Annotated in this window: 21 protein-coding genes; 12 read left to right on the top strand and 9 right to left on the bottom strand. The window is 67.3% G+C overall.

Going from position 1 to position 26,997, the window contains the following annotated elements; all coding sequences use genetic code 11:
• Positions 1-94: 94 nt before the first annotated feature.
• From IEW49_RS02055 to tsaD, 3 genes are read right to left on the bottom strand one after another with little or no spacing between them, the layout of a single operon-like run.
• Entirely contained in the window at positions 95-1,555 is a 1,461-nt protein-coding gene (locus tag IEW49_RS02055) for a lipopolysaccharide biosynthesis protein (protein ID WP_188643051.1), read from the bottom strand.
• Between the two features lie 50 nt (positions 1,556-1,605).
• Positions 1,606-2,592, bottom strand: a complete 987-nt coding sequence (locus IEW49_RS02050; protein ID WP_188641119.1) for an NAD(P)H-dependent glycerol-3-phosphate dehydrogenase — start codon at positions 2,590-2,592, stop codon at positions 1,606-1,608.
• Positions 2,589-3,623: a tRNA (adenosine(37)-N6)-threonylcarbamoyltransferase complex transferase subunit TsaD gene (gene tsaD / locus IEW49_RS02045; protein ID WP_188641118.1), complete on the bottom strand. Its 1,035-nt coding sequence runs from the start codon at positions 3,621-3,623 to the stop codon at positions 2,589-2,591. Before tsaD ends, IEW49_RS02050 begins: the two co-directional genes overlap by 4 nt.
• A gap of 46 nt (positions 3,624-3,669) precedes the next feature.
• Here tsaD and hemC point away from each other — a divergent pair, with 46 nt between their 5' ends.
• From hemC to IEW49_RS02030, 3 genes are read left to right on the top strand one after another with little or no spacing between them, the layout of a single operon-like run.
• Complete coding sequence (gene hemC, locus IEW49_RS02040; RefSeq protein WP_188641117.1) at positions 3,670-4,635, top strand: hydroxymethylbilane synthase; 966 nt, start codon at positions 3,670-3,672, stop codon at positions 4,633-4,635.
• Positions 4,632-5,315, top strand: coding sequence for a uroporphyrinogen-III synthase (locus IEW49_RS02035; protein WP_188641116.1), 684 nt, complete (start codon positions 4,632-4,634; stop codon positions 5,313-5,315). Before hemC ends, IEW49_RS02035 begins: the two co-directional genes overlap by 4 nt.
• Before the next feature lie 11 nt (positions 5,316-5,326).
• The gene (locus tag IEW49_RS02030; protein WP_229658041.1) at positions 5,327-6,265 is read left to right on the top strand and encodes a hypothetical protein; all 939 of its coding nucleotides are present in this window, start codon (positions 5,327-5,329) and stop codon (positions 6,263-6,265) included.
• Between the two features lie 10 nt (positions 6,266-6,275).
• Here the strand turns inward: IEW49_RS02030 and IEW49_RS02025 are convergent, their stop codons facing one another.
• Positions 6,276-7,490, bottom strand: coding sequence for an FAD-dependent monooxygenase (locus tag IEW49_RS02025; protein ID WP_188641115.1), 1,215 nt, complete (start codon positions 7,488-7,490; stop codon positions 6,276-6,278).
• Positions 7,487-9,187 (bottom strand): alkaline phosphatase family protein, encoded by a 1,701-nt coding sequence (locus IEW49_RS02020; RefSeq protein WP_188641114.1) that lies wholly within the window; start codon positions 9,185-9,187, stop codon positions 7,487-7,489. The genes IEW49_RS02025 and IEW49_RS02020 overlap by 4 nt, the downstream gene beginning before the upstream one ends.
• Positions 9,188-9,226: 39 nt before the next feature.
• Between IEW49_RS02020 and IEW49_RS02015 the strand changes: the two genes are divergently transcribed.
• Positions 9,227-11,344, top strand: a complete 2,118-nt coding sequence (locus tag IEW49_RS02015) for a protein-disulfide reductase DsbD family protein (protein ID WP_188641113.1) — start codon at positions 9,227-9,229, stop codon at positions 11,342-11,344.
• A 59-nt stretch (positions 11,345-11,403) separates the two neighbouring features.
• Positions 11,404-11,778, top strand: a complete 375-nt coding sequence (locus IEW49_RS02010) for a response regulator (RefSeq protein WP_188641112.1) — start codon at positions 11,404-11,406, stop codon at positions 11,776-11,778.
• Between the two features lie 9 nt (positions 11,779-11,787).
• Here IEW49_RS02010 and IEW49_RS02005 read toward each other — a convergent pair whose 3' ends face one another.
• On the bottom strand, positions 11,788-12,909 hold the full coding sequence (locus IEW49_RS02005) for a beta-ketoacyl-ACP synthase III (RefSeq protein WP_188641111.1): 1,122 nt from the start codon (positions 12,907-12,909) through the stop codon (positions 11,788-11,790).
• Between the two features lie 18 nt (positions 12,910-12,927).
• Entirely contained in the window at positions 12,928-14,100 is a 1,173-nt protein-coding gene (locus tag IEW49_RS02000; protein WP_188641110.1) for an acyl-CoA dehydrogenase family protein, read from the bottom strand.
• Between the two features lie 107 nt (positions 14,101-14,207).
• On the opposite strand from IEW49_RS02000, the gene IEW49_RS01995 reads away from it, so the two are divergent.
• Together IEW49_RS01995 and IEW49_RS01990 are read left to right on the top strand one after the other, a co-directional pair.
• Positions 14,208-15,392, top strand: coding sequence for a sensor histidine kinase (locus IEW49_RS01995; protein WP_188641109.1), 1,185 nt, complete (start codon positions 14,208-14,210; stop codon positions 15,390-15,392).
• 89 nt (positions 15,393-15,481) lie between these two features.
• On the top strand, positions 15,482-16,147 hold the full coding sequence (locus IEW49_RS01990; protein ID WP_188641108.1) for a response regulator transcription factor: 666 nt from the start codon (positions 15,482-15,484) through the stop codon (positions 16,145-16,147).
• A 66-nt stretch (positions 16,148-16,213) separates the two neighbouring features.
• Here IEW49_RS01990 and IEW49_RS01985 read toward each other — a convergent pair whose 3' ends face one another.
• Both IEW49_RS01985 and IEW49_RS01980 read right to left on the bottom strand, forming a co-directional pair.
• Complete coding sequence (locus tag IEW49_RS01985; RefSeq protein WP_188641107.1) at positions 16,214-19,003, bottom strand: TonB-dependent receptor domain-containing protein; 2,790 nt, start codon at positions 19,001-19,003, stop codon at positions 16,214-16,216.
• A 107-nt stretch (positions 19,004-19,110) separates the two neighbouring features.
• Positions 19,111-20,664: a beta-helix domain-containing protein gene (locus IEW49_RS01980; protein ID WP_188641106.1), complete on the bottom strand. Its 1,554-nt coding sequence runs from the start codon at positions 20,662-20,664 to the stop codon at positions 19,111-19,113.
• Between the two features lie 300 nt (positions 20,665-20,964).
• On the opposite strand from IEW49_RS01980, the gene IEW49_RS01975 reads away from it, so the two are divergent.
• From IEW49_RS01975 to pstB, 5 genes are all read left to right on the top strand, one after another.
• Positions 20,965-22,350 (top strand): OprO/OprP family phosphate-selective porin, encoded by a 1,386-nt coding sequence (locus IEW49_RS01975; RefSeq protein ID WP_188641105.1) that lies wholly within the window; start codon positions 20,965-20,967, stop codon positions 22,348-22,350.
• A gap of 121 nt (positions 22,351-22,471) precedes the next feature.
• Positions 22,472-23,515 carry a substrate-binding domain-containing protein gene (locus tag IEW49_RS01970; RefSeq protein ID WP_188641104.1) on the top strand — a complete coding sequence of 348 codons (1,044 nt, stop codon included), beginning with the start codon at positions 22,472-22,474 and terminating at the stop codon, positions 23,513-23,515.
• A 17-nt stretch (positions 23,516-23,532) separates the two neighbouring features.
• On the top strand, positions 23,533-24,918 hold the full coding sequence (pstC, locus tag IEW49_RS01965; protein WP_188641103.1) for a phosphate ABC transporter permease subunit PstC: 1,386 nt from the start codon (positions 23,533-23,535) through the stop codon (positions 24,916-24,918).
• Positions 24,911-26,197 carry a phosphate ABC transporter permease PstA gene (pstA, locus tag IEW49_RS01960; protein WP_188641102.1) on the top strand — a complete coding sequence of 429 codons (1,287 nt, stop codon included), beginning with the start codon at positions 24,911-24,913 and terminating at the stop codon, positions 26,195-26,197. The genes pstC and pstA overlap by 8 nt, the downstream gene beginning before the upstream one ends.
• Positions 26,191-26,997 (top strand): phosphate ABC transporter ATP-binding protein PstB, encoded by an 807-nt coding sequence (gene pstB / locus IEW49_RS01955; RefSeq protein ID WP_188641101.1) that lies wholly within the window; start codon positions 26,191-26,193, stop codon positions 26,995-26,997. Before pstA ends, pstB begins: the two co-directional genes overlap by 7 nt.

Below are 26,997 nucleotides of genomic sequence, written 5' to 3'. Positions count from 1 at the left end.
AAGGCTGGGCCCGGTGAAGTGAACCGGCTGTGAATGTGGCCAAAATGTGGCAAAGGTGTCAGAGCGCGTCCGAAATGCGCCCTGCTCTCCGATCCTAATCCTCGGCCTGCGGCACCATGTTCTTGCGGAACAGCATCCGGTCGTCCTCGGTGAAACCGCGCTTCCACACCACCCAGGCATAGACCGCGAGCACCGCCGGGATACCGATCAGCAACCGGCCCCATTCGGGCGCCTCCGTGAACGCCCAGCCGACCAGCACCGCGGGCGCGGCGGCATAGACCAGCGCCCAGCGGAAATTGTTCACCGAGGCCCCGAGGATCCGCGACAGCACGATCCCCTTGGCGATCGAGGCGAAGCCGAGCGCGAGCACCAGTGCGAAGGCGGCGCCTGCGGCCAGCACTCCGTCCGCCATTCCGTAGCTGCGCCCGATCACCATGAAGGCGATCGTCAGCACCGCCTGGAGCACGATCGTGGTGACCGAAAGCCACAAATTGCGCACGCGCGCGACATAGACCAGCGCTGCTTCAGAGGTGACCGCCAGGGCCGCGACCACTTCGGCCGCGAGCAGGAAGGCGAGCGCGGCGGTGGCGAAGGGATAGGTCGGGCCAAGCAGGCGCATCAGCGAATCGCCCGCGATCCCGAGTGTCAGCGCGATTCCCGCCTGCGCGGCGACGATCCAGAAAGCGACCTGGCGCACCTGGCTCGCGATCCGCTTCCAGTCCTTCTCCTTCACCGCCCTGGTGATCACCGGGCCGAGGACGGGATCGAAGCTCTGCTTCAGCTTCTGCGGCAGCGAGGCGATCTGCTGCGCGACGTAGTAGATGCCGACCGCCACCGGCGAAGCGAACAGCCCGAGCAGGAAGATGTCGAGCCGGCGCGTGCCCCATTCGATCGCGTCCGCGCCCGCGAGCGGCAGGCCGCGCACCACGATCCGCCCCATCGTGACCGGATGCGGAAGCCAGCCCTTCGGGAGGCCATAGGTCCGCAGGAACGGCCACAGCGCGGTCAGCAGCGCGGCGTAGACGCTGGCGAGGAAGGCCAGCATCAGCCCCTCGTCGGGGATCTGGTAGTAGAACACGAGCGCGAGGATCGAGATCGCCCACGGTTCGACGATCGCGCGAGAGCGGACGGTGGTCGCGATGTCGAACTTGTAGGCCTGCGCCGCGAGCAGGATCTCGGTCAGCGCGATGGCGGGGATCGCGAGCACCACCAACCGGTCGATCCGGCTGTACTCGCCCGAGGGGAACATCGGTTGCGGCACCAGCCACAGCACGCCGGCGAACACCGCGCTGACGATCAGGGACAGCAACAACCCGTCATACACGATGTTGGATTCGGGCCCTTCGCCGTCGGTCAGCCGCTGGGCGAGACCGCGCTTCTCGCCCATCGTCGCGAGCATGGCGGCGAATTCGGCCAGCACCAGCGCCGAGGCGAACCGCCCCAGCTCGGCCGGGCCGTACCAGTTCGCGGCGATGTAGAGGAATGGGATGCGCGCGATCAGGCGCAGCACGAAGCCGAAGAAGTTGGTTCGCCCGCCCTTGGCGAGCGCGGTCATTTCGGCGCGCCCCTCGGCCTCGAGGGGAGGTTGCTCCGGCGGGAACTGGTTCACGCTCCGACTTCCGCCTTGAGCGGGCGGGCGAGGATATCGGCAACGACCTCGCGCGCCGGGGCCTCGCCCGAGAGGATCCGCACCACTGCGGCCACGATCGGCATGTCGATGCGATCGCGCTGCGCCAGTTCGTGCAGTACCGGCGCGGTGTGGCTGCCTTCCGCGACCGAATTCTTGCCCGACAGCGCCTCTTCCGCGCTCATCCCCTCGCCCAGCGCCTTGCCGAGCGAATAATTGCGGCTTGAGGTCGAAGAGCAGGTCAGGACGAGATCGCCGAGACCGCACAGGCCCGCCAGCGTGTCGCGATCCCCGCCAAGCGCCTCGCCGAAGCGCAGCATCTCGGCATAGCCGCGCGCGATCAGCGCGGCGCGGGCGTTCTGACCCAGTTGCAATCCGTCGACCACGCCGCAGGCGATCGCGAGCACGTTCTTGACCGCGCCGCCGATCTCGGCGCCGACCACGTCGTCGGTATAATAGGGCCGGAAATGCGGTCGCGCGATCTGCGCCTTGAGCCGATCCCACTGCGCCCGTCCGCCCGCGCAGGCGAGCGTCACCGCGGTCGGCAGGCCTGCGGCGACCTCGTGCGCGAAGGTCGGGCCCGAGAGCACAGCAAGCTCGCTGTCGGGCGCGGCCTCGGCGGCGACGTCCGCCATCAGGCGCCCGGTGTCGCGCTCGATCCCCTTCGAACACAGCAAGAGGTCGCGGGGGCAGCGGCCCAGGTCGGAAAGGACCGTGCCGAGATGCTGCGCGGGCGTGACGACGAGCACCGTGTCGAGCGCGGCGACATCGGCAATCTCGCCGGTCGCGCGGATCGTTTCGTGGAGGCTGGCCGTGGGCAGGTAGAGCGAATTGGTGCGCTCGGTGTTGATCTCGTCCACCAGTTCGGGCTCGCGCGCCCACAGCACCACGTCGCTGCCGTCGCTCGCCATCGCCTGCGCCAGTGCAGTGCCCCAGGCCCCTGCCCCAATCACGCCGATCGTCATGCCTTCACCCCTGCGCCGCGCACCGCCTCTGCTTCCGGATCGAGCGGCCAGCGCGGGCGCGCCGCCACGTCGAGCGGGTCGAACTGCCCGAGCGGCAAGCGTTCGATCCCCGCCCAGGCGATCATCGCGGCATTGTCTGTGCACAAAGGCAAGGGCGGCGCGACGAAGCGCATATCGTGTTCTGCAGCCAGCCCTTCGAGCGCGCCGCGCACGGTTTGGTTGGCGGCGACCCCGCCCGCCACCACCAGCGCCGGTGGCGTGTCGATCCGGTCGAGCGCGCGGCGGGTGCGGTCGAGCAGGCAGTCGACTGCCGCCTGCTGGAAGCCCGCAGCGATATCCGCATCGGCGTGTTCGCCGCTTTCGACCGCGCGCAGCACCGCGCTCTTGAGGCCCGCGAAACTGAAATGCGGCTCCTTGCTCCCGACCAGCGGGCGCGGCAGCGGAACGGCCTTTGGGTCGCCCTCGCGCGCCAGCTTCTCGACCGCCGGACCGCCCGGATAGCCGAGCCCGAGCAGCTTGGCGGTCTTGTCGAAAGCCTCGCCCAGCGCATCGTCGATCGTGGTCGCGAGGCGGCGATATTCGCCCACTCCCTCGACCAGCAGCAGCTGGCAATGCCCGCCCGAGACGAGCAACAGCAGATAGGGGAATTCGAGCGCCGGATCGGCCAGCCGAGGGCTCAGCGCGTGGCCTTCGAGGTGGTTGATCGCGAGCAGCGGCTTCCCGCTCGCCATCGCCAGCGCCTTGGCGCTCACCAAGCCGACCATCACCCCGCCGATCAGGCCGGGCCCCGCGGTCGCGGCGATCGCATCGCACTGGTCGAGAGTGACATCAGCCTCTTCGAGCACCGCCGCGATGAGGGGCGCGAGCCGGTCGGCATGCGCGCGCGCGGCGATTTCGGGCACCACGCCGCCATAGGGCGCGTGTTCCTCGTCCTGCGAGGCGATCCGCTGCGCAACGATGCGTCGATCGCCATCGACAAGCGCCGCGGCGGTCTCGTCGCAACTGCTTTCTATCCCTAGGACCAGCGCCATCGCCACTTTCCCTGAAGGCTTTTCGCATTTAGCACAAGCGCGAGACATGACCGCTTCCCCCGAACTTCCGACCCCCGACCGTCCGACCGGCGCCCGACCCTTCCGCCTCGGCACCCGCCGCTCGCCGCTCGCGCTCGTCCAGGCCAATGCCGTGCGCAACGCGCTGCTCGCCGCGCATGGCTGGGATGCGGGCGCGGTCGAACTGGTCGAGGTGATCGCCAGCGGCGACCGGATCCAGGATCGTCCACTCGCCGAGATCGGCGGCAAGGCGCTGTGGACCAAGGAACTCGACGCGCAACTTCTCGGCGGCGAGATCGACGCCGCAGTGCATTCGGCCAAGGATGTCGAGACCTGGCGACCCGAGGCGATCGCGATCGCCGCGACGCTCATCCGGGCCGATGTGCGCGACGTGCTGGTCGGCGCGGCCTCGCTCGGCGAATTGCCGCGCGGTGCGCGGATCGGCACCAGCGCCCCGCGCCGCGCCGCGCAGGTCCTCCACGCCCGCCCCGATTGCGAAGTGGTAACCTTCCGCGGCAACGTCGCGACCCGGCTCGCGCGACTTTCGGCGGGCGAGGCCGAAGCGACGCTGCTGGCGAAGGCGGGGCTCGACCGGCTCGGCGAAATCGGGGTCGGCACCCCGCTCGACGAGACCGAATTCCTGCCCGCCCCGGCGCAAGGCATCATCGCGATCGAATGCCGCGCGGAAGACGACGCGGCCAAGCACCATCTCGCCGCGATCGATCACGCCGATACGCACGCGCAATTGCGCGCCGAACGGGCCCTGCTCGATGCGCTGGGCGGGTCGTGCTCGAGCCCGATCGCGACGCTGACGATGCGCGACGGCGAGGGCTGGCAAATGCGCGCCGCGATCTTCTCGCCCGACGGGGCCATGCGGCGCGAGGGCGAGGCGCGATTTGCCCCGGGCGAGCATGAACCGATCCGGGCGATGGCCGAAAAGTTGCTGCACGAGGCACCCGAAGCCATCACCGCCCATTTCGAAGGCGCCGGGTGACCCCGCTCGTCATCCTTCGCCCGCAGCCCGCCGCCGCGCGCACCGCTACGCTGGCGCGCGAGATGGGCTTCGATGCCCACCCGTATCCGCTGTTCGAATTGCGCGGCCGCGATTGGGAAGCGCCCGCTGCGGGGGTCGATGCCGTGCTGCTGTCCAGCGCCAACGCGCTGCGCTTCGGAGGCGACGAACTCGCCAAGATCGTCCACCTGCCCGCCTATGTCGTGGGCGATCGCACCGCGCAACAGGCCCGCGCGGCGGGGTTCAACGTGGTCGCGCAGGCGGCCGACGGAATCGCCTCGCTGGTGACGGACATCGATCCGGACCATGCCAGTATCCTCCGGCTCGCCGGAGTGGATCACATCGCCGTCGCCCCACCAGAGGGTGTCGCGATCCGCACCGCGATCCTTTACGAGAGCCGCCCGCTGCCGATGCCCGAGGACCTTGCCGAATTGCTCTGCGGCCCCTCCACCGCGTTGCTGCATTCGGCGCGCGCGGCCGAGCATTTCGCGCACCTGTGCACCGCGATGGGGCTGGCGCGGATGAACATCGCACTTGCCTGCCTCTCCCCCCGGATCGCCGAGGCGGCAGGGCGCGGGTGGCGCGCGGTCGCTGTACCCGACGAGACCAGCGATGCGGCATTGCTGGAAACTGCGCGCGCGCTGTGCCAGAGTTTCGCCTGAAGGAAGACCACTTGGCCGACGAACTGTTCAACCGCATCAAGACCGCGCCCGACGCGAAGAAACCCGGCGGCAAGGGCCTCGGACTGCTGGGCTGGCTCGGCATCACGCTCGGAGCGTTCGTCGTCGGGATCCTGCTGATGATGTACCTCGTCAGCGGCGGCTATGTCGACATCCAGCGCTTCGGCCAGGAAGAGCCGCAGCAGGTGGCCGAGGCGCTACCGAGCGGCAGTCCGGTGGCGGTCGATCCTTCGCCCACGCCGACCGCCACGACCGACACCGCCACGCCCGAGGAACGCGTGGCCGAAGCCGTTGCCGCACCGATCGAACAGCGGCTCGCGGGTGTCGAGACGCGGCTCAACGAGCTCGACCTGCGCGCGCAGGCCGCGCGCGGCAATGCGGCCCGTGCCGAAGGCCTGCTGGTCGCCTTCGCCACCCGCCGCGCGCTCGAACGCGGCGCCGAGCTCGGCTATTTGCGCGACCAGCTGCGGCTGCGGTTCGAGGATGCCCAGCCCAATGCGGTCGCCGCGGTGTTCGCCGCCGCCGACGACCCGGTGACGCTCGACGACCTCACCCGCCGCCTCGACGCGCTCGCCCCGCGGCTCGGCGATACCAGCGCCAGCACCACCGGCTGGCAGCGCTTCCGCAACGAGCTGTCCTCGATGTTCACCATCCGCCGCGCGGAAACCGCGAGCCCCAAGCCGTCGCGGCGGATCGAACGCGCGCAGCAATTCCTCCAGGTTGGCCGGATCGAGCCGGCCATCGCCGAGGTATCGAACCTGCCCAATGCCGAAGCCGCCGCGTCCTGGCTGGCCGATGCGCGCCGCTTCCTCGCCGCGCAGCGCGCGCTCGAACGACTCGAACTCGCCGCGATCCTCGAACCGCGGGCGCTCGGCGATTCGAGCGGCACGCGGCTCGATCGGCCGAGCCCGGCGCGCGAAACCGAAGACTAGGCCCCGAAACTTAGGCTTTGAGCAATTCGGGCAGGTCGCCCGAGACACCGCGTGCCTCGTCCATGAACCACCGCTTGAGCGCCGGGATGCGCTGGACCGCGCCCATGCCGAGCCGCCGCACCGCCGAGGCTGCGCCACCGGGAATCCCGAACAGGCGGGTGAGTCCGTCGGTCGCCACGCTCACCGAAAACGCGTCGAGCCCGCGCCAGCGTTCGTAGCGTGCGAGCAATTGCGCATCGCCCGGCTCGAGCCCGAGCCGCATCCCGTCGGCGACGACCTCGACCAGCGTCGCCGCATCGCGCAGGCCGAGATTGAGCCCCTGTCCGGCGATCGGGTGAATGCCGTGCGCGGCATCGCCGATCAGCGCGAGCCGGGTGTCGGTGATCTGAGCGCTGTGATGGAAGCCGAGCGGCCAGGCGGCGCGCGGGGCGATCTCCTCGACCGCGCCGTAGATCCCGTGCATCCGCTTGGCGACTTCGGCCTCGAAGGCGCGCTTGCCCAGCTTGGTCACGCCCGCCGCGTCGCGTTCCTTCACCGTCCACACCAACGCGCTGCGATGGCGACCCTGCGCGTCGTCGAGCAAGGGCAGCAGCGCGAAGGGGCCGGCGGAATAGAATATCTCCCACGCCACGCCGTCATGCGGCTTCTCGTGCGCGAGCGCGGTGACGATCGCGGCATGGTCGTATTGCCAGTGGGCGAGCGGCAGGCCCGCTTCCTCGCGGGTCGGCGAACGACGTCCTTCGGCCGCCACCATCAGCGAGCCGGACAGTTCGCGCCCGTCTGCCAGCGTCACGTTCGCTCCGTATGCGTCGCGATGGCGCGCGACGACCTCGGCACCCGAATGCCAGTCGATCAGTTCCTCGCCGCGCGCCGCCTCGAACAGCGCGATGCGCAAGTCGCGATTGGCGAACATCCGGCCGAGCGAGCCTTCGTGCGGTTCGGGGATGAAATCGATCCGCCCCGGCTTCATCGCGTCGGTCACCGCGATGTTCTCGATTCCGCAGCCCAATGGTTCGAGCGCATCGGCAAGCCCGATATTGCCGAACAGGTTCCAGCTCGCGGTGCTGATTGCGCTGGCCCGGCCGTCGACGCCCTCGGCGGTCAGCTGTTCGGGCGTCGCGCGGTCGACGACGTGGCTCGAAATGCCCTGCCTGGCGGCCGCCAGCGCGCAGGTCATCCCGACCAGCCCACCGCCGAGGATCAGGAGGTCGCGAGGTTCGCTCATTCCGATACGGCTCCACAGGTATTGCCCTCGCCCGGATCGAGATCGAGGCAGCGCCCGTCGAATGATCCCTCGGGCACGTCGAGCCCGATCAGCGCGGCCAGCGTCGGCGCTATGTCGACCGTTTCGACCGGGACCGGCTGTTCGAAGCCATCCATGCCCTTGCGCCAGAAGGCGAGCGGGACGCGGCGGTCGTAATCCCACGGGCTGCCATGGGTGGCGATATAGCCCTCGCCCGGGATTGAGACGGCGGACACGCCGCGTTTCAGGAGGATCGTGACGTCTCCGGAGCGGCCCTTGCGCCACGAGGCGCGGGCGCGTTGCCTGACCGTCCAGTCCTGCGGATTGCCGTCGGGCGCCGGGGTTGCCAGCATGTCGGCCTCGCTGAACACCGCTTCGATCTGGGGGTGTTCGAGCAGGATCGCCTTCAGCGCCTCGATCGTGCGCGGGCGATCGGCGGTGGAAAGACCGGGATCGAGCACGAATTCGCTGGCGTAGTTGTAGACCAGTCGGCGATCGAAAGTGATCCCGGCGCGGCTTCGAACCTCGAGTTCGAGATCGTCCGAGATCAGCGAGGGATCGAACCGTGCGGCACCCGGATCGGCCATTTCGACCAGCCGTTCGGGCGCGTCCTGCCCGCCATGGTCGGCGCTGAAAGCCACGACGTAGTCGATCCCGCGATCGTCGAGCTCGCCGAAGAAATCGCCGAGCATGTCGTCGAGCGCGGCGAGCTGGAGACACATTTCGAGGCCGTTGGTGCCGTAGGCATGGCCGACATAGTCGGTCGCCGACAGGCTGACGGCGAGCACGTCGGTCGCATCGCGCTGACCCAGCCGGTTGGCATCGAGCTGGTCGAGCGCGACCGCGAGCGTAGCGCGATCCGAACGTGGGCTGCGGCGCCAGTCGCCCTCATTGCCCGGTCGTACGGCCAGCGGGTTGGCCCCGAATTCGACCGGCCCGGCGGTGAAGGATCGGTCGAAGCGGGCGCAGAAGCCGGGGGTCGACCGGTCGAGGACGGGATTGTCACCCGTCGCGATGGTACGCGCGATGGCAGCGTTGATCGTGTCGATGTCGCGCACGGCGGGGCGACCGGCATGGGTCACGAAGGCTTCGCCGTCCCACCACCAGGCGGCGTCGGTGGCGGTGCCGCCGAGCATCATCGCCGCACGATCCTTGAGCGAGACCGCGACGTTGCGGCTATCCTCGTCGGCCTGCTTGAGCCATTCGCCGAGGGTCGGGACCAGCAGGTGTCGCGCCGAGACGACCGGCTTGCGGCGCGTGCTGGCGGGATCGGTCGTATCCTCGGCGCAATAGACCGCCTTGTCCTCGCGCGGGCTCGACGCCTCGACCCAGTTGTTGCCGACGATCCCGTTGCGCGCCGGACGCACGCCAGTGAGCAGGGTCGAGTGACCGGGGCAGGTCTCGGTCGCAGCCTGCCCTTGGTAGGCGCTGGGGAACACCGCGCCTTGCGCCAATCGCGCCAGGCCGCCGGTGAAATCGTCGCGAAATTGCGCGAACAGGTCGGAGGAAAGTTGATCGACCGCGACCATGACGACGAGCCTGGGCGACTCCTCGGTCGCGCTCGCCGCGCTCGTCGTCGGGGCCGTGGATCGCGGCGCGGCCTCTGCGGTTGCCTGCGCACAGGCGGCGAGCGGCAGGGTGACGGAAGCGAGGGCGGCGAGGGAGAGGAGGCGGCGCATAATCATCCTTGGCAATTGCAAGCGGCTTCGCCCGCGTCCATGGAACCGGTATCGGGCGAGCGCAAGGGTTGGCGCGGCCCTGCATGGGCGGATAGTGTTACCAGCGTGCTTCGTTTCGTTCTCCTGATCATCGCTGTCGTCGGCCTGTCGGGACTTCCCGCCAGCGCCCAACTGCCGACCGGACCTGCCGGCGGTCCGCAGCGCGTCGCCGCCGCCCTGGTCGCGGAAGGCCCGGTCGCGCCCGCCGAAAGTGTCGCGCTCGCCTTGGACTTCCGCCCCGAAAAGGGATGGCACGGATACTGGACGAACCCCGGCGATGCCGGGCTCGGCATGACGCTGGATTGGGACCTGCCCGATGGCTGGACTGTGTCCGACCCGCGCTATCCGGTCCCCGATACGCTGTTGATCTCGGGCCTGATGAACCACGTCTACGAGGATCCCTATGGTGTCCTCTTCGCGATCACCGCGCCATCCGATGCCGAGCCGGGAACGATGGTCCCGATCGCGGTCGAGGCGAACTGGCTCGCCTGCTCGGACAGGCTCTGCGTACCCGAGCGCGCGCGGCTCAGCGCGACGGTCCGGGTAGCGCGAGCATCGGCGGAGGCGACCGCGCGGTTTGATCGCTGGCGCCAAGCGCTCCCCGCCCCGCTCGATCGCCCGGCACGGTTCGAGGAGCAGGCCGGCTCGATTCGAGTGTCGATCCCGCTTCCCAATGGCGTCGCGCTGACCGAGCCGCACCTGTTCGTCGAACAGAAGGGCGTGGTCGATGCCGCCGCCCCGCAGCGCGTGCTGCGGCAGGACGGGGCAGTGGTGTTCGAATTGCAACGCCCATCCGGCGCACAGCCGCTGCCGTCGCGCTTCGATGCCGTGCTGCGCCTCGACGAGGCGGGCAACGGGCTCGCCTTTACCACCGAGCCCGGCTCGGTCGCCCCGGGCGGCACGCCGCTCGATGGCGCAGCGGGCGGATTGGCGCTGCCGTGGCTGCTGCTAAGCGCGTTGCTCGGCGGGGTGCTGCTCAACGTGCTGCCCTGCGTGTTCCCGATCCTCAGCCTCAAGGCGCTCGCGCTGCTGCGCCACGGCGCGAACGAGGCGACCGCGCGGCGCGAAGGGCTCGCCTACACCGCGGGGACGACACTCGCGGCACTCGGCCTGGGCGGGTTGCTGCTCGCCTTGCGCGCGGGCGGCGAACAGGTCGGCTGGGCGTTCCAGTTGCAAGAGCCGGTGGTGATCGTGTTGCTCGCATTGCTGGCGATGGCGATCACCGCCAACCTCGTCGGGCTCTACCAGTTCGCGATCCCCGGCTTCGGCGCGCGCGGCAGCAAGGCGGGCGAGACGCGCGGCGCCTTCGCGACCGGTTTGCTGGCGAGCTTCGTCGCCACGCCGTGCACCGGCCCGTTCATGGCCGCGGCGCTGGGCGCGGCATTGTTGTTGCCGGTGACACAGGCGCTGGCGCTGTTCGCCGCGCTCGGGATCGGACTCGGCCTGCCGTTCCTGCTGTTGGGCTTCGTCCGCCCGCTGCGCCGGGCCTTGCCGAAACCGGGCGCATGGATGGAGCGCTTCCGCCGCTGGATGGCGCTGCCGATGGGGTTGACCGCGCTGGCGCTCGCCTGGCTCGCCTGGCGGATGGGCGGGTGGACGCTGTTGCTCGGGACGAGCGTGTTCGCCGCGGTGATCCTAGCGCTGCTGGTGCGCGCCGGGATGCGCCAGCAAAGCGGCAGGCCTGCGGTTGCCGCGATCCTCGCGGCCATGTTCGTCGGCGTGGGCGCGATGCTCGTCACGCCGCACCTCGTCGGCGAGGCTTCGGCGGAGCGGGACGGCGTTCTCCCGACGCAACCTTTCTCGGCCGAAGCGCTGGCGCAGGCGCGCGCCGCCGGGCGGCCGGTCTTCGTATGGATGACCGCCGACTGGTGCGTGACCTGCAAGGTCAACGAGGCGACCGCGATCGAGACCGAATCGGTGAAACAGGCCTTTGAAACGGCCGACGTCGTCGTGCTGCGCGGCGACTGGACCCGGCGTGACCCTGCCATCACCCGCTATCTGACCGAACGCGGCAGCGCGGGCGTGCCGCTCTATGTCTGGTACGAGCCGGGCAAACCGGCGGAAAATTTGCCGCAATTGCTTTCCTCGGATACACTTATCCACAGGGCCGCCAGATAGGAACCGAGTCGCTGGGGACTCGTTGAGTCGCCCAGCAAGGCAATATTCGGGGAAAGTGGATGACCGATAAGCAAAGCGCGCAGCCGCGCGTGCTCATCATGGAAGACGATTACATCGTCGGTCTCGACATGGTCGAACAGGCCAAGGTGCTCGGACTGTTGATCGATGGTCCCCATGCCACCCTCGCCGAAGGACAGGCCGCAGCCAAATCGGCGAAGCCCGACCTCGCGATCCTCGATATCGAGCTGACCGATGGCGACGTCTTCCCGCTCGCAGAGAAGCTGAGCGAGGCGAACATCCCGATCATCTTCCATTCGGGTCACACCGATACGGGCGATCTCGACGAGCGGTTTCCCAAGGCGCATATCTGCGCCAAGCCGTGCCCGCCCAACATCATCCTCGATATCCTGGCGGACAAGCGCCGCGCGGCCTGATCCGCGCGCTCAGGTCTTGCGGATGAAGACCGAGCCCACCGAATAGCCCGCCCCGAACGAGCAGATCAGCGCGGTATCGCCTGCGCCAAGGTCTTCGCTGTGCTTGTGGAAGGCGATGATCGAGCCAGCGCTCGACGTGTTGGCATAGGTGTCGAGCACGGTCGGGCTCTCGTCCTCGCTCGCCTCGTGGCCGAGCACCTTGTGCGCGATCAGCCGGTTCATCCCGGCATTGGCCTGGTGCAGCCATAGCCGCCGCAGCGACTTTGGATCGACGCCGAGCCGGTCGGCTTCCTCGAGGATCATCGCCGAGACCATCGGCACCACTTCCTTGAACACCTTGCGGCCTTCCTGGACGAACAGCTTGTCCGGCGCGTCGCGGGTCTCGGGATGCGCGCGATTGAGGAAGCCCGCATTGTTGCGGATGTTGTTCGAGAACACGGTCTTCAGCTTGGTGCCGAGGATGTCCCAGTGGCCTTCCGGCGCAATGTCCTTCGCCTCGACCAGCACCGCCGTCGCCACGTCGCCGAAGATGAAGTGCGAATCGCGGTCGCGCCAGTTGAGGTGGCCGCTGGTGATCTCGGGACTGACGACAAGTACCGATTTCGCATTCCCCGCGCGGATGTAATCGGCCGCGGTCTGGATCCCGAAGGTGGCCGAGGAACACGCGACGTTCATGTCGAACGCGAAGCCCTCGATCCCCAGCGCGTCCTGGATTTCGATCGCCATCGCCGGATAGGCGCGCTGCATGTTCGAGGCCGCGCACAGCACCGCGTCGACGTCTTCGGGCTTGCGACCGGCGCGTTCGAGCGCCTGCTTCGCCGCCTTGACCCCGATCTCGGCCATGATCGATAATTCGTCGTCGCCGCGCTCGTCCCAGCGCGGGGCCATGATTTCGGGGTCGAGCACCGGAGCCTTGGCCATGACATGGCGCGACTTGATCCCGCTCGCCTTCTCGATGAAACCGGTAGAGCTTTCGGTCAGCGGCTCGACCTCGCCGGCGGCGATCGCCTCGGCATTGCGCGCGTTATGCAGCGCGACATAGGCGTTGAAGCTCTCGACGAGTTCCTCGTTCGAGATGCTCTCGGGCGGGGTGAACAGGCCGGTGGCGGAGATCACTGGGGAGGCGGTCATGGCGCTGTCCTAGCGCGGTCAGTAGGAGCGCGGAAGGCCCAGCACGTGTTCGGCGATGTAGCTCAGGATCGCGTTCGTGCTGATCGGCGCGACGGTGTAGAGCCGCGCCTCGCGAAACTTGCGTTCGACGTCGTATTCTTCCGCGAAACCGAATCCGCCATGCGTCTGCACGCACATGTCGGCAGCGGACCAGCTGGCTTCGGAGGCGAGCAGCTTCGCCATGTTGGCCTGTTCGCCGCCGGCCTTCCCCGCGCCCTCTCCGCTGTCATAGGCGCGCGCGGCGTGGCGCACCATCAGCTCGGCGGCGCGCATCTGCGCATAGCAACGCGCGATCGGGAACTGGACACCCTGGTTCTGCCCGATCGGACGGTCGAACACCTCGCGCGAACCGGCATATTCGCTCGCCTTGCGGATGAACCACTTGGCATCGCCGACGCACTCGGCGCCGATCAGGATCCGTTCGGCGTTCATCCCTGAGAGGATGTAGCGGAAGCCCTCGCCTTCCTCGCCGATCAGCGCGTCGGCAGGGATCTCGAAATCGTCGAAGAAGATTTCGGTGGTCGAATGGTTCATCATCGTGCGGATCGGCTCGATCGCCATCCCGCGCGAATTGCCGTCGCGCATGTCGACGAGGAACAGCGACAGTCCGTGCGTCTTCGACTTCGCCTCGTCGCGCGGGGCGGTGCGCGCCAGCAGCATCATCAAATCCGAATGTTCGGCCCGGCTGGTCCAGATCTTCTGCCCGTTGATCACGTAGCGATCGCCCTTGCGGACTGCCCGCGTCCGCAGCGAGAGCGTGTCGGTCCCGCTGGTCGGCTCGCTCACGCCGAAGGCTTGCAGCCGCAACTCGCCGCTGGCGATATCGGGCAGGTAGCGCGCCTTCTGCGCGTCCGAACCGTAGCGCAGCAGCGTGTTCATCACGTACATCTGCGCATGCGCCGCCGCGCCGTTGGCGCCCGCCGCCTGGATTTCCTCCATCACGATCGCCGCTTCCTCGAGGCTCAGCCCCGACCCGCCATATTCCTCCGGGATCAGCGCGGCGAGGAAGCCGGCCTTCGTGAGCGCGGCGACGAACTCGCCCGGATAGGCCCGCTCGCGATCCTTTTCGCGCCAGTATTCGCCGGGAAAATCGGCGCACAGCGCGCGCACGGCTTCGCGCAGTTCGGGAAAATCGCCGTCGCTGATGGGCATCGCATCCTCTCGCAGGTCTGGTGGCAGGGGGTGCCGCCAAAGCCCGCGCTTGTCCACCTCGCCCGCGCCCGATAGGGCGATGACCGCATGGCATCGAGGCTTCACCGATGAGCGGACCGGGCCGCATCATGGCCGGCGCACTGGCGGCGCTGGTCGGGATGATCTTCATGGTTGCCTCGGGTGCCGGATTCGAGCTGGCGCTGGCGATCGGCGTGCTGTGGCTCGCCTCGCTGTTCCTCGTCCAGCCGTCCAATCCCGACGACATTCTGTCCGACGACGATCATCATTTCGACGATGAAGCGATCGAGCACCTGCTCGAACCCCTGAGCACGCCGCTGCTGTTCGTCGAGCACATGCGGGTGACGCGCGCCAATGCCGCCGCGCGCGAAGTGCTCGGCGCGCACATTGTCGGCCAGGACGCCCGCGTCGCGCTGCGCCATCCCGAAGCAATCGCGATGCTGCATGGCGAGGACGAACAGGAAGTCCGCATCCAGGGGCTGGTTTCCCCGCGCAGCGTGTGGGATTTGCGCCGCCGCCCGGTGGGGCGCGACCGGATCCTGCTCGAACTGGTCAACCGGTCGAGCGAGGCCGATCTCAGTCGCGCGCACACCGATTTCGTCGCCAATGCGAGCCACGAGCTGCGCACGCCGCTGTCCTCGATCCTCGGCTATGTCGAAATCCTCGCCGATCCCGAAGCCCAGCCGGACGAGGAAAAACGGTTCAAGTTCCTCGCCGTGATCGAACGCGAGGCGCGGCGGATGCAGTCGCTGGTCTCCGACCTGATGAGCCTGAGCCGGGTCGAGGCGAGCAAGCACGAACGACCGGCCAAGCCGATCGACCTCGGCCCGCTCGTCCAGCGCGCCGCGCGCGACGGCGCCGGACCCGACCGGCAGGATCGTGTCACCTTTCGCTCGCCGCGCGATTTTACCGTGCTGGGCGATCCCGAACAGCTCGAACAGGTGGTACGCAACCTCGTCGAGAACGGGCTCAAATACGGCGACGCCGAAAAGGGCGTCTCGGTCACGCTGTCGCCCGGGCCACGCGATTCGGTGATCCTTGCGGTCGAGGATCGCGGCCCCGGCATCGCGCCCGAACACGTGCCTCACCTCACCCGCCGATTCTACCGCACCGATCCGGGCCGCAGCCGCGCCTCGGGCGGGACCGGCCTCGGCCTCGCGATCGTCAAACACATCGTCGAACGGCACCAGGGCAGGCTCGATATCGATTCGGTGCTGGGCGAGGGAACCACCGTCCGCATCCGCCTGCCGACGATCGACGCCTCGCCGACCTGACCAGGGGCAATTTTCGGTCCGCAGCGTCACAGACCTGTAACGCTAGATAGGCAGCGACGACATTGCACCGAAAGGGGGATGTCGCGCGCGTGCAGATTGTCGATCTTCTCGTTACCTCGCCGCCCAGTTTCGCCGCAGCCGAGGCCGCGCCCGAAGGGGTGGAACTGCGCATCGGCCGGCTCGATCGCGTCGTTCCCGGCGACGGCCCGTTATGGGTCGCGCTCGACTGGGCGCTCGAAGGCGAGAGCGGGGTCGAGCGCTGCCGCGCATTGCGGGCCGATCCGCGCTACGCTCGCGCGCATATCGTGATGCTGCTGCGGGACGATTCGGTCGACCAGGCACGGCAGTCGCTCGCGGCCGGCGCGAACGACGTGATCCTCGGCCCGCTCTCGCCCGAATCGCTCCATCGGCTGCTCGACGAGACCCTGCCGCGCCAGGTCCGGACCGAGATCGGCAGCCGGTTGCAGCACGGTCCGCTGCTGGTCGACACCGATGCGATCCAGGCGCGCTGGAACGGCGAATTGCTTCAGCTCCCGCTCAACGAATTCCGCCTACTCCATTTCCTCGGCCGCAATGCCAACCGGGTGATGACCCGCAGCGAGCTGATATCCGGCCTCGGCAAGGATCACCACCCGGTCGACGAACGCACGGTCGATGTCTGGGTCGCGCGCCTGCGCCGGGCGCTCAAGCGGGCCGGTGCGCAGGACGTGATCCGCACGGTCCGCCCGCTCGGCTACGTCCTCGACCTCGACTGAAGCAACGAGAAAGGGCGCGACACCTCGCGGTGCCACGCCCCTGTTTGTCCTTGCGGTTGCGCCGTCCTAGAACTCGACCTTCGCCCCCAGCGAGAAGCGCGTGCCCTTCTCGTAGGTGTTGATCTCGATCCGGTTGGTGCCGTTTTCCTGGAATTCGAAATTGTCGCGACCGAAGATGTTGCGGACCTCGAACTCGATATCGATCGGCGTCCCGAAAATGCCCAGTTCCTGTCGCGCGACGAAGTCCACGGTCAGGCCCGGATCCTCGATCACGTCGGGCCGCTGGAATCCGCGGCTGGTAACCCGCTCGCTCGCATAGTTGAGCAGCACGCTGAACTGCGACAGCTTCTCGGTATCTTCGAAGCTCACCTGCACATTGGCGATATGGTCCGACTGGCCGACCAGCCGGTCGCCATCGGTGAACACGACCATCGCATCGGTCGCGCCGCCCGGGGGGATGAAGGTCTGGTCGCCCGTCTGCACGCGAATGTCCGAACTGGTGTAGGTGTAGTTCCCCCGGAGCGCGAACTGCCTGGTTTCGAAGAACGACCCCAGGCCGAACAGGTCGAACGTGTATTGCAGCTCGACTTCCGCGCCGTAGAGCCGGGCTTCGGGCGCATTGGCGAACGAGGTGACGAGGCCGCCACCCGCGCTCGCGGCGATGAACGCCTCGATCGGGCGATCGATTTTCTTGTAGAATCCCGCGACGCTGAACTTGTCGCCCGCGCTGCCGAAATAATACTCGGCGCGCGCCTCGGCATTGGTCAGCTGGCTGTCGACCAGGAACGGGTTGCCGCGGAAGGTGCGGTTCGATTCGGGATCGAAATAGGTCTGCTCGACGAGTTCGCGGAACTGCGGACGGGCGATCGTCTTCGATGCCGCGATGCGCAGCTGCAGATCGTCGGTCGCGAACCAGGTCACCGTCGCGCCGGGGAGGATATAGTCCTCCGACAGGTCGGTCGCGGTGGCGCCGAGGATCGGCGCGTCGAACACCGACTGGTCGAGCGCGACCGACTGGTCGGCGATTTCGTACCTCACCCCGGCCTCGACCGAGATCGCCTCGATCGGGGTCCAGTTGACGAGGCCGTAGCCCGCGAGGATCGACAGGTTTGCGTCGAATTTGGGGAACGGGCTCGCTTCGGCGAGCGTGATGTCGAACAGCGCGAGGGTCGCGCCATTGATGATGTCGCCCGGACGCCGCAGCCCGATCACCGGGATCAACTGCGGGTTGGGGGTGAAGGTCTGCGTCGCCCCGGTCACCGGATCGGTCAGCGTCAGCGGAACCGCTTCCGCGCGCGGGATGAATTCGCGGCGGATCGAGCTGCGGTCGGTGTCGGTCCAGGCCAGGCCTGCAGTCATCGCGAGGCTGTCGAAGGGTTCGAACCCGAAGTCGATGCCGCCATACCAGAGCTTCTCGGTCAGGTCGTCGAACGAGACGCGGCTGAGGCCGGTGTCCGACGCCTGGTTGAGATAGACCGCGAACTGTTCGCCGACCGAATCGATCACGTCGGGCGTGTCGTCGACCACATTGGTGCGGGTGTAGGAAAATGTCGCGTTGTAGGGCGCCTCGCGATCGGTCTGCGCGAAACCGAACCGGACATCGACGTCGATCGGCTCGAAGTCGAATTCGCCGACCAGCTGGCTGTCGATCAGCTGGCGTTCGAACCAGGCGGTGTTCTGGTTGATGAAATCGAAGCCGGTCGCGCCCTTGTCGAACTCGGTGCCCTGCGAGAGGCGCGCAGTCTTGAGCGTGTCGCGGATATAGAGGTTGGTCCAGCGGATCGTGTGCTCGCCGATGTCGAGGCCGAAACTGAGCAGCCCGTTCACCAGCACGTTGTTGTCGGTGACGAAGGTCGTGAAATCGTCGGTCAGCGTCGACAGGTCGGTATTCGCCTGTTGCGAGCGCACGTTGCGGTTGCGCCAGCTGTTCGAGATGTTCGCGGTCGCGATCACGCCGAGGTAATTGCCGCCGCCGACCTCGAACGAGGTGCCCATCGCGATGCCCGCCGACCAGTTGGCCGGCAATTCGTCGATTCGTTGCAGCGTCACGAGGTTGAGCGGGAAGATCTGTGCGGCGATGCCTTCCTGCGTTTCGACCGAGGTGTTCTCGATCCGCTGCCCGCTGTCGAAGAAGGCCTGGAGGTTCGACGGGATGTCGCGATTGCCGTTGTCGAAGCCGAACTTGTCCCAGTCGGACCCGTAATAGGTCAGCCCGTTGGAGAAATTGGTCTCGGTGTCGATCCCGCCGCTGGCGCTGATCGCCACGAAGCTTTCGGTCGGCACGGCGCGGGTGGTGAGGTTGATCACCCCGCCGCCGAATTCGCCGGGGAAGTTGGCCGAATAGGTCTTCTGCACGAGGCTGGATGCGACCACGCTGGTGGGGAAGATGTCGAGCGGCACGACGCGGCTAAGCGGTTCGGGGCTCGGCAGCGGCAGGCCGTTGAGGAGCGCGAGCGAGTAGCGATCGCCGAGGCCGCGAACGAAGACGCGTCCGTCACCCACCGTGCTGAGGCCGGTGACGCGGGTGAGCGCGCCAGCCACGTCGCCTTCGCCGGTGCGGGCGATGTCTTCGGCCGTGAGGACCGACAGGACCTGGCCCGAATCGCGCGAGACGTCGCGTTCGCGATTGCCGCGGATGATGACTCGATTGCCGCCGGGGATCGAGACCTCGACATCCTGGCCCTGGTCATCGTCCGCTGCCGGATCGATCTGGTTTTCGTTTTGCTCGGCGCTGGCCTCGGTCGACGGGTCATCGCCGGGCGGGACGCCCTGCGTATCCTGTGCGAGTGCGAGGTGCGGAAAGGTGAGAGCGGTGCCGAGCAGTAGAATTCCCGCCAGACGCTTGCCGGTCGACATGTGGGTGCCCCCTAGGAAAGTATTTCAATCGCGAGGGCGATGCTTCGCCGCCGCATGGGAGGGCGGGGGCGCTGGCCGTCCAAGGCCCGCGCCCCGCCCTCGTCGGATCAGTAGACGGGCAGGCCGGTGCAATTGCCGTTCGCACTGCCGAAGCCGAGGATCGAGGAATTGCAGGTCCAGTTGCCGAAGCGGCTCGAGGCGGCGTTCTGCGCCGCGCCGATGAACGTCGTGGTATCGAAGAAGGTCGACAGCGAATTGGCATTGAATGCCGGTACGCCGTTCTCGTTCGAGCCGTTGATGTAGCCCGCCGTCAGCGTGATCGTAAACGACGCGTTGTTGTTCGAACCGGCGGCGAATTCGCTCTGGACCTGGGCGGTGGTGGCGCCCGAGCTGCCGTTGAACGGCGCCGCGGCGTCGCAATCGCCGACCAGCGAGTTGAACACCGGGTCGGCCGCGATGGTGACCGCTTCGTCGATCCGGATGCAGGTCTCGTTGTCGGTATCGATCACACCGTTGACGAGCACCAGTTTGGCGCCGCCGCGTGCGCGGACCGCCTGCGAATTGCCGGTGCTGCGCTCGAGGAAGGTGAAATTCGCGACGCGCAGCACGGTCTGCGGCCGCGCATCGGTCGAGAAGTCGCCATCGGGCGAATCGAGTTCGATGAGGCTGTCGCCGCCCGCGCTGCGCTGCGCGGCCACCACGTATTGCATGTTGGCCTGCGCCCCGGTGTCGACGTCGATCGAATCGTCATCGGCACCGATCACGGCGACGCCCTTCATGTTCACCGAACCGCCGAAGAACTCCATCCCGTCATCCGAGCTGTTGAAGGTCAGGATGTTCTCGAACGTGGTGCCCGATCCCACGCCGCCGGTGGTGAGCGACTGCAGTTCGCGGCCCGGTGCGAGGCTGAAACCCGAGTAGCGGATCTGGACGTTGCGCAGCGAACCCGAGCTGTCGGCGCTGTTGGCGCCGCCGAACAGTGTGAGCGTGGTGGTGCCTTCGAGTTCCTGCTCGCAGGTCGGATTGTTGTTCGGGCTCGCGGCGGTGTTGAACCCGCCGGTGCGGCAGTCGGAAACCGGCGCGCGGCCGAGCAGGACAACGCCGCCCCACTGGCCGGTCGAGGCGTCGGTGCTGAGGCCGAGCACGTTGTCGCGGCTGGTGAAGACGATCGGGCGCGCGGTGGTGCCGTTGGCGATCAGCTGGTTGCCGCGATTGGCGACGAGGAAGGAGCGACCGGTCGCTCCGTAAACGATCACCCCCGGCTCGATCGTGAGCTCGACGCTCGATCCGGTGCTGGCGAAACCACGGTCCGCACCGATGTCGACCCGGCCGGGCAGGGCATAGAGCAGCCCCGCAATATAAGGCAGCGTGTCGTCGGCATCGATCACCGCGGGGAGCGAGCAGATGCGATAGGTCCCGGTCGGGCCGGCGATCGTGCCCGAATCGGTGAGCCCGCCGGTCGAGTTGATTGTCGGGCAGCCGGCCGCCGCGGTCACGGTGCCGCCCGTGGGAGTCGGCGTCGGGGTCGGCGACGGGGTCGGATTGTTGATCACGACGTTCACGTCGCCGGAAGTCCCGGGCGAAACGATTTCATCGGCTTCGCAGCCGGTGACGGCGAGCGCGCTGACGCCGAGAAGAAGAACACGGTTGAGATTGGTCACGGCTGGAAGCCCCCTCGTTCAGATGAATTCGATGCGACGCACACGATTCGTGTGTCGAGCCGGGGGACTAGGGCTGGGACGTGACGGTTTCTTTGCAGAATCCACAGCGAAATCATTGGCTTAACATGACGCCAATGTTGCAGTTTCATGACGGGACCATGAGCCTTCGCGGATACGCGGCCGATGCGGGTCGGCTCTCGGCGCGGCTCGTCCACAGCGCAGATCGCGCGTGTCATAAATGTGCAATTTGCCCGTCATAGCGGGATCGCGAACTCGACACGCGAACAATCGGGACTTGCCATGAAACACCTGTTTTCGACCACCGCCGCGATCGCCATCGCGACCATGTCCGCCCCCGCCATGGCGCAGGATTCGGCTGCCGCCGCGGCCGAGCTCGCCAAGATGCGCGCCGACATGGCCGCAATGAGCGCGCGAATCGAAGCGCTCGAAGCCCAACTCGAAGCCGAACAAGCCGAAAGCGATGCCGCGATCGCGGAAACGCGTACGCTTGCCGCCGGGGCCTCCGAAGCTGCTGCCGAGGCGAAGGCCGCCGCAGCCGATTCGGGCGACGGCACCAGTGTCGCCTTCAAGGGTGCTCCCGAAATCTCCACCGGCGACGGCTGGAGCTTCAAGCCGCGCGGTCGCCTGCAATACGATGCCGGCTTCGTGAACGTCCCCAATGAGACGGGCCGCTCCGAAGGCTGGGGCAACGAGGTGCGCCGCGCACGGCTCGGGGTCGAAGGCGAGATGCCGGGCGGCTTCGGCTACAAGTTCGAACTCGATTTCGCGGGCAACGACGTCGAGATCACCGACGCGATCCTGACCTATGGCAAGGGCGACCTCGAAGTGTCGGTCGGCCAGCACAACAACTTCCAGAGCCTCGAGGAACTGACCTCGAGCCGCTTCACCTCGATGCTCGAGCGCGCCGCCTTCACCGATGCGTTCGGTTTCGAGCGCCGGGTCGGCGTCTCGGCGCAGTACAAGGGCGACCTCGTGCTCGCGCAGGGCGGTTTCTTCACCGACAATATCGGTGACCTGTCGAACAAGAACTGGAGCATGGACGGCCGCGTGGTCGCGATGCCCAAGCTCGGTTCGACCCAGCTGCATTTTGGTGGCTCGGCGCATTATGCCGACCTCGAAGCGGGATCGACCGTGCGTTATCGCCAGCGCCCGCAGGTCCACTTCACCGGCGAACGCTTCGTCAGCACGGGCACGCTCGGCGCGGACAGCGAGACCGGTTTCGGGCTCGAGGCCGCCGCGATTGCCGGCCGGTTCCACGCCGCGGGCGAGGCCTTCTGGCAGACGCTCGAAGGTCCGGCGCTGCCTTCCAGCCCGGCATTTTTCGGCGGCTATGCCGAAGTCGGCATGTTCCTCACCCCCGACACGCGCGGCTACAAGGGTGGCAAGTTCGACCGGGTGAAGCCGGTCAACGAAGTCGGCAATGGCGGGTTCGGCGCGGTCCAGGTCGTGCTTCGCTACGATTACCTCGACCTCAACGACGGGACCGTGCTCGGCGGGCAGCAGAACGCCTATCTCGCCTCGCTCGTCTGGACCCCGACCGACAACACCCGTTTCATGCTCAATTACGGGCGCATCGAATTCGACGACGCCGCCTATGTCGGCCCGTTCGGTTCGACCTCCTATTCGGGCGACGTGTTCGGCCTGCGCGGGCAGGTCGATTTCTAAGCGACGGAACGCTAGGGACTTGCTGCGGCGATTCCCTGGCGCCTGTCATTCGGATGTCACGAAAGTGTCATCACACCGGCGCAAAGGGCCGGCAATTGGACCAATGCAAAAGGGGTTTCCCATGACGAAGTTCTCGAAAATCGCGCTCACCTCGGTGGCGACGCTGGTACTTGCCGCGTGTGGCAGCGAAGGCGGGGGCGACACCCGGAATTCGATTCGCGCGGTCGGTTCGTCGACCGTCTATCCGTTCGCCAAGGCCGTCTCCGAAGCCTTCGCCCGCTCGAATCCCGATTTCGGTTCGCCGATCATCGAATCGACCGGCACCGGCGGCGGCATCCAGCTGTTTTGTTCGGGCATCGGCCCGAGCACGCCCGACATGGCCAACGCCTCGCGCCGCATGAAGGCGAGCGAATTCGAAACCTGCCAGGCCAATGGCGTGACCGAGATCATCGAACTGCAGGTCGGCCTCGACGGAATCGCCTTTGCCTCGGCGCAGGGCGGCATCGACATGAACCTGACCCCCGAGATCGTCTATCGGGCGCTGGCCGCCCGTCCCTATGGCGAAGAGCAGACCGCGAAGAACTGGTCGGACGTCGACCCCTCGCTTCCGAACAAGCCGATCCTGGTCTACGGCCCGCCTTCGACCTCGGGTACGCGCGACGCGCTCAAGGAGCTGGTCCTCGAAGTCGGCTGCGAAGCCAACCCAGAGATGGAAGCGGTCAAGGAAGCGGACGAGGATCGTTACGATCAAATCTGCACCGAAGTCCGCAGCGACGGTGCCTATGTCGACCAGGGCGAGCAGGACAACCTCATCGTCCAGAAGATCACCGGCAATTCGGACGCCGTTGGGGTTTTCGGTTATTCCTACCTTGAGGAAAACGCCGACCGCGTGCAGGGGCTCCCCATGAACGGAGTCGACCCGACCTACGAGAACATCTCGAATTTCGAGTATCCCGGCGCGCGTCCGCTCTATGTCTACGTCAAGAAGGCGCATCTCGATGCGATCCCCGGCCTGAAGCAATATCTCGCCCAGTGGACCACGATGTGGAGCAAGGGCGGCCCGCTCGCCGATATCGGCCTGGTCGCTTCGCCCGAAGACACGATGGCGCGCAACCAGACTGCGGCGACGCAGTACACCACCATCGACGGCTCCGAACTCAACTAAGGACCTGATCCGCAACCATGTCGCCTGCCATCCTGTTTCTCCTGGCCCTCGGACTGGGCCTGGCCGGGTGGCTCGCGGCACGTGCGCGGGCCTACGGCATGCGAGCCGCCTCGGACACGGGGCGGCTCGCCAGCCTGCCGCAATATCACGGCTGGTACGTCGCGCTGTGGGTGGCCGTCCCGATCGTGGCCTTCGCGGTGCTGTGGAGCATCATCGCACCGCAGATCGTGCTCAATTCGGTCCTCGCCCACCCGGCCGCCGACGCGCTGCCCGAGTTCGGCTTCAAGCGGACCCAGATCCTGTCCGAGGCCCGCGCGGTCGCGACCGGTGCGGCGCAGGGCGTGTTCGACCCGATGGCGCGCCCGCTGATCGAGCCGTTTCGCGGGGCGATCGAACGCACCAATATCATCGGCCTCGTCGTCGCACTGCTGCTCGGCTTCGCCGGGGGGGCCTTCGCCTTCCTGCGGGTGAAGCCCGATTTCCGCGCGCGCACCAAGGTCGAGCGCAGCATGCTGGTGCTGCTGCTGCTCGCCTCGCTGGTCGCGATCCTGACCACGCTCGGCATCCTCGTCAGCCTCGTGTTCGAAACCATCCGCTTCTTCGGCATGGTCGACCCGGTCAGCTTCCTGTTCGGCACGCATTGGGCACCCGACCCGATGGCCAGCGCCGACAATCCCGACGTCACCCGCTACGGGGCGATCCCGCTGTTCTGGGGCACGATCTTCATCGGCGCGATCATCGCCATGATCGTCGCCATCCCGCTCGGCCTCATGAGCGCAATCTACCTGACCCAATACGCCCCGCCCCAGGTCCGCACCTGGGTCAAGCCCGCGCTCGAAGTGCTCGCCGGCGTGCCGACCGTGGTCTACGGCTACTTCGCGGCGCTCACCATCGCCCCCGCGATCCGCGACATGGCCATGTCGGTTGGCATCTCCAATGCCTCGAGCGAGAGCGCGCTGGCCGCCGGCCTCGTGATGGGCGTGATGATCATCCCGTTCGTGTCCTCGATGGCCGATGACAGCATCGCCGCCGTCCCCGGCGCGATGCGCGACGGCAGCCTCGCGATGGGCGCGACCAAGTCCGAAACGATCAAGCGCGTGCTGGTACCCGCCGCGCTGCCCGGCATCGTCGCGGGCGTGATGCTGGCGATCAGCCGCGCGATCGGCGAAACCATGATCGTGGTGATGGCCGCCTCGACCGCCGCCAACCTTACCGGCAACCCACTCGAATCGATGACCACCGTGACGGTGCAGATCGTGGCGCTGCTCACCGGCGAGGGCAGTTTCGACCATCCGGCGACGCTCGCCGCCTTCGCGCTCGGCTTCGTCCTGTTCCTCGTGACGCTGGCGCTCAACTTCGTCGCGCTGCGCGTCGTCAAGAAATATCGCGAAGCCTATGAGTGACGCCGTGACATCCTCTGCGACCGACGACCCCCGCCCGCTGCGCGCGCCCACCCGTACGCCCGAGTTCGAGGCGCGGCTGCGGCAGCGCTACAAGGCAGAGAAGCGCTTCAAATATGCCGGGCTCGGCGCGATTATCTTCTCAGTCGTGGTGCTGCTGTTCCTGCTCGCCACGATGACCATCAACGGCATCGGCGGCTTCCAGCGCGCCGAGCTCGAAGTGCCGATCGATTTCACCCAGGCCGGGCTCGCCGCCAATCCGGCAGCGATGGAAGGCAACGGCGCGCAACTGGCGCTCGAGCAGCAGGGCCTGCCCGACGTGGTCGAATATTTCGCGCAAGAAGCGCTTGGCGCGGAGGGTGCCGACAAGCTCGGCAGCCAGGCCTGGCGCGAGGTGGCCGACGCGATCGCCGACGACCCCGGGATCTTGAACCGCAGCGAGACCTTCTGGCTCCCCACGACCGACGATTTCGCGCAGGCACTCGAAGGCGACGGCTCGCCCGAATTGCAGGCGCTGGCGACCCAGCTCTCCGATGCCGGCCAGCTCGACAAGAACTTCGACAGCGGCTTCCTCGCCCGCGCCGATGCCACCGATCCGCAGGAAGTCGGGATCTGGGGGGCGCTCAAGGGCTCGATCCTGACGATGATCGTGACCTTGCTGCTGGCCTTCCCGATCGGCGTCCTCGCGGCGCTCTACCTCGAGGAATTCGCGCCCAAGAACCGCTGGACCGACGTGATCGAGGTCTCGATCAACAATCTCGCCGCGGTACCCTCGATCATCTTCGGCCTGCTCGGCCTCGCGGTGTTCCTGACGATCTTCCCCAATTATCGCTCCGCTCCCCTGATCGGCGGCCTGACCCTGGCGCTGATGACGATGCCGGTGATCGTGATCGCCGGGCGCAACGCGATCAAGGCGGTGCCGCCCTCGATCCGCGACGGTGCGCTGGCGATCGGTGCCTCGCCGATGCAGGTCGTGTTCCACCACGTGCTTCCACTCGCGCTTCCCGGAATCCTGACCGGCACGATCATCGGCATGGCGCGCGCGCTGGGCGAGACCGCGCCGCTGCTGCTGATCGGCATGCGCGCCTTCATCGCCACCCCGCCCGAAGGCTTCACCTCGCCGGCGACCGTCCTGCCGGTGCAGATCTTCCTCTGGTCCGATGAAATCGACCGCGGCTTCGTCGAGCGCACGAGCGCCGCGATCATCGTGCTATTGCTGTTCCTCCTCGCGATGAACGCCATCGCCATCTACCTGCGCAACAGGTTCGAGAAATCATGGTAACCCAGACCTCCCAGTTCGAAGACGATTCCGCCGCCCCCTCGGGCCCGCCCAAGATGGAGGCGCAGGGCGTCTCGGTCTTCTACGGCGACAAGAAGGCGATCGACGACGTTTCGATCGACATTCCGACCGACTACGTCACCGCGTTCATCGGCCCGTCGGGTTGCGGGAAGTCGACCTTCCTGCGCTCGTTGAACCGGATGAACGACACGATCCCGACCGCGCGGGTCGAGGGAACGATCAAGCTCGACGGGGACGACATCTACGATCCCAAGCTCGACGTCGTGCAACTGCGCGCGCGGGTCGGCATGGTGTTCCAGAAGCCCAACCCGTTTCCCAAGTCGATCTACGAGAACATCGCCTACGGCCCCAAGATCCACGGCCTCGCCTCGAGCAAGGACGCGCTCGACGAGGTAGTCGAACGCTCGCTCAAGCGAGCCGGCCTTTGGGAGGAGGTCAAGGACCGGCTCGACGATTCGGGCACCGCACTGTCGGGCGGCCAGCAACAGCGGCTTTGCATCGCTCGCGCGATCGCGGTCGATCCCGAGGTGATCCTGATGGACGAGCCCTGTTCGGCGCTCGACCCGATCGCCACCGCTCGGATCGAGGAGCTGATCCACGATCTGCGCGGTCGCTATGCGATTGTCATCGTCACCCACTCGATGCAGCAGGCCGCGCGCGTCTCGCAGCGCACCGCCTTCTTCCACCTTGGCAAGATGGTCGAATTCGGCCCTACTTCGGAAATCTTCACCAACCCGAAGAAAGAGCGTACCAAGGACTATATCACCGGAAGGTACGGATAA

Origin of the sequence: Pseudoblastomonas marina, from assembly GCF_014641655.1 — a bacterium.
GTDB lineage: Bacteria > Pseudomonadota > Alphaproteobacteria > Sphingomonadales > Sphingomonadaceae > Alteriqipengyuania_A > Alteriqipengyuania_A marina.
The sequence above is the reverse complement of the archived record's forward strand: the minus strand, read 5'-3'. Positions and strand labels throughout refer to the sequence as shown.

Excerpts from the sequence above, each read along its gene's own strand:
- IEW49_RS02055 (WP_188643051.1), bottom strand. The coding sequence starts at position 1,555 with ATGACCGCGCTCGCCAAGGGCGGGCGAACCAACTTCTTCGGCTTCGTG.
- IEW49_RS02050 (WP_188641119.1), bottom strand. The coding sequence starts at position 2,592 with ATGACGATCGGCGTGATTGGGGCAGGGGCCTGGGGCACTGCACTGGCG.
- tsaD (WP_188641118.1), bottom strand. The coding sequence starts at position 3,623 with ATGGCGCTGGTCCTAGGGATAGAAAGCAGTTGCGACGAGACCGCCGCG.
- hemC (WP_188641117.1), top strand. The coding sequence starts at position 3,670 with ATGACCGCTTCCCCCGAACTTCCGACCCCCGACCGTCCGACCGGCGCC.
- IEW49_RS02025 (WP_188641115.1), bottom strand. The coding sequence starts at position 7,490 with ATGAGCGAACCTCGCGACCTCCTGATCCTCGGCGGTGGGCTGGTCGGG.
- IEW49_RS02020 (WP_188641114.1), bottom strand. The coding sequence starts at position 9,187 with ATGCGCCGCCTCCTCTCCCTCGCCGCCCTCGCTTCCGTCACCCTGCCG.
- IEW49_RS02015 (WP_188641113.1), top strand. The coding sequence starts at position 9,227 with ATGGAACCGGTATCGGGCGAGCGCAAGGGTTGGCGCGGCCCTGCATGG.
- IEW49_RS02010 (WP_188641112.1), top strand. The coding sequence starts at position 11,404 with ATGACCGATAAGCAAAGCGCGCAGCCGCGCGTGCTCATCATGGAAGAC.
- IEW49_RS02005 (WP_188641111.1), bottom strand. The coding sequence starts at position 12,909 with ATGACCGCCTCCCCAGTGATCTCCGCCACCGGCCTGTTCACCCCGCCC.
- IEW49_RS02000 (WP_188641110.1), bottom strand. The coding sequence starts at position 14,100 with ATGCCCATCAGCGACGGCGATTTTCCCGAACTGCGCGAAGCCGTGCGC.
- IEW49_RS01995 (WP_188641109.1), top strand. The coding sequence starts at position 14,208 with ATGAGCGGACCGGGCCGCATCATGGCCGGCGCACTGGCGGCGCTGGTC.
- IEW49_RS01985 (WP_188641107.1), bottom strand. The coding sequence starts at position 19,003 with ATGTCGACCGGCAAGCGTCTGGCGGGAATTCTACTGCTCGGCACCGCT.
- IEW49_RS01975 (WP_188641105.1), top strand. The coding sequence starts at position 20,965 with ATGAAACACCTGTTTTCGACCACCGCCGCGATCGCCATCGCGACCATG.
- IEW49_RS01970 (WP_188641104.1), top strand. The coding sequence starts at position 22,472 with ATGACGAAGTTCTCGAAAATCGCGCTCACCTCGGTGGCGACGCTGGTA.
- pstC (WP_188641103.1), top strand. The coding sequence starts at position 23,533 with ATGTCGCCTGCCATCCTGTTTCTCCTGGCCCTCGGACTGGGCCTGGCC.
- pstA (WP_188641102.1), top strand. The coding sequence starts at position 24,911 with ATGAGTGACGCCGTGACATCCTCTGCGACCGACGACCCCCGCCCGCTG.
- pstB (WP_188641101.1), top strand. The coding sequence starts at position 26,191 with ATGGTAACCCAGACCTCCCAGTTCGAAGACGATTCCGCCGCCCCCTCG.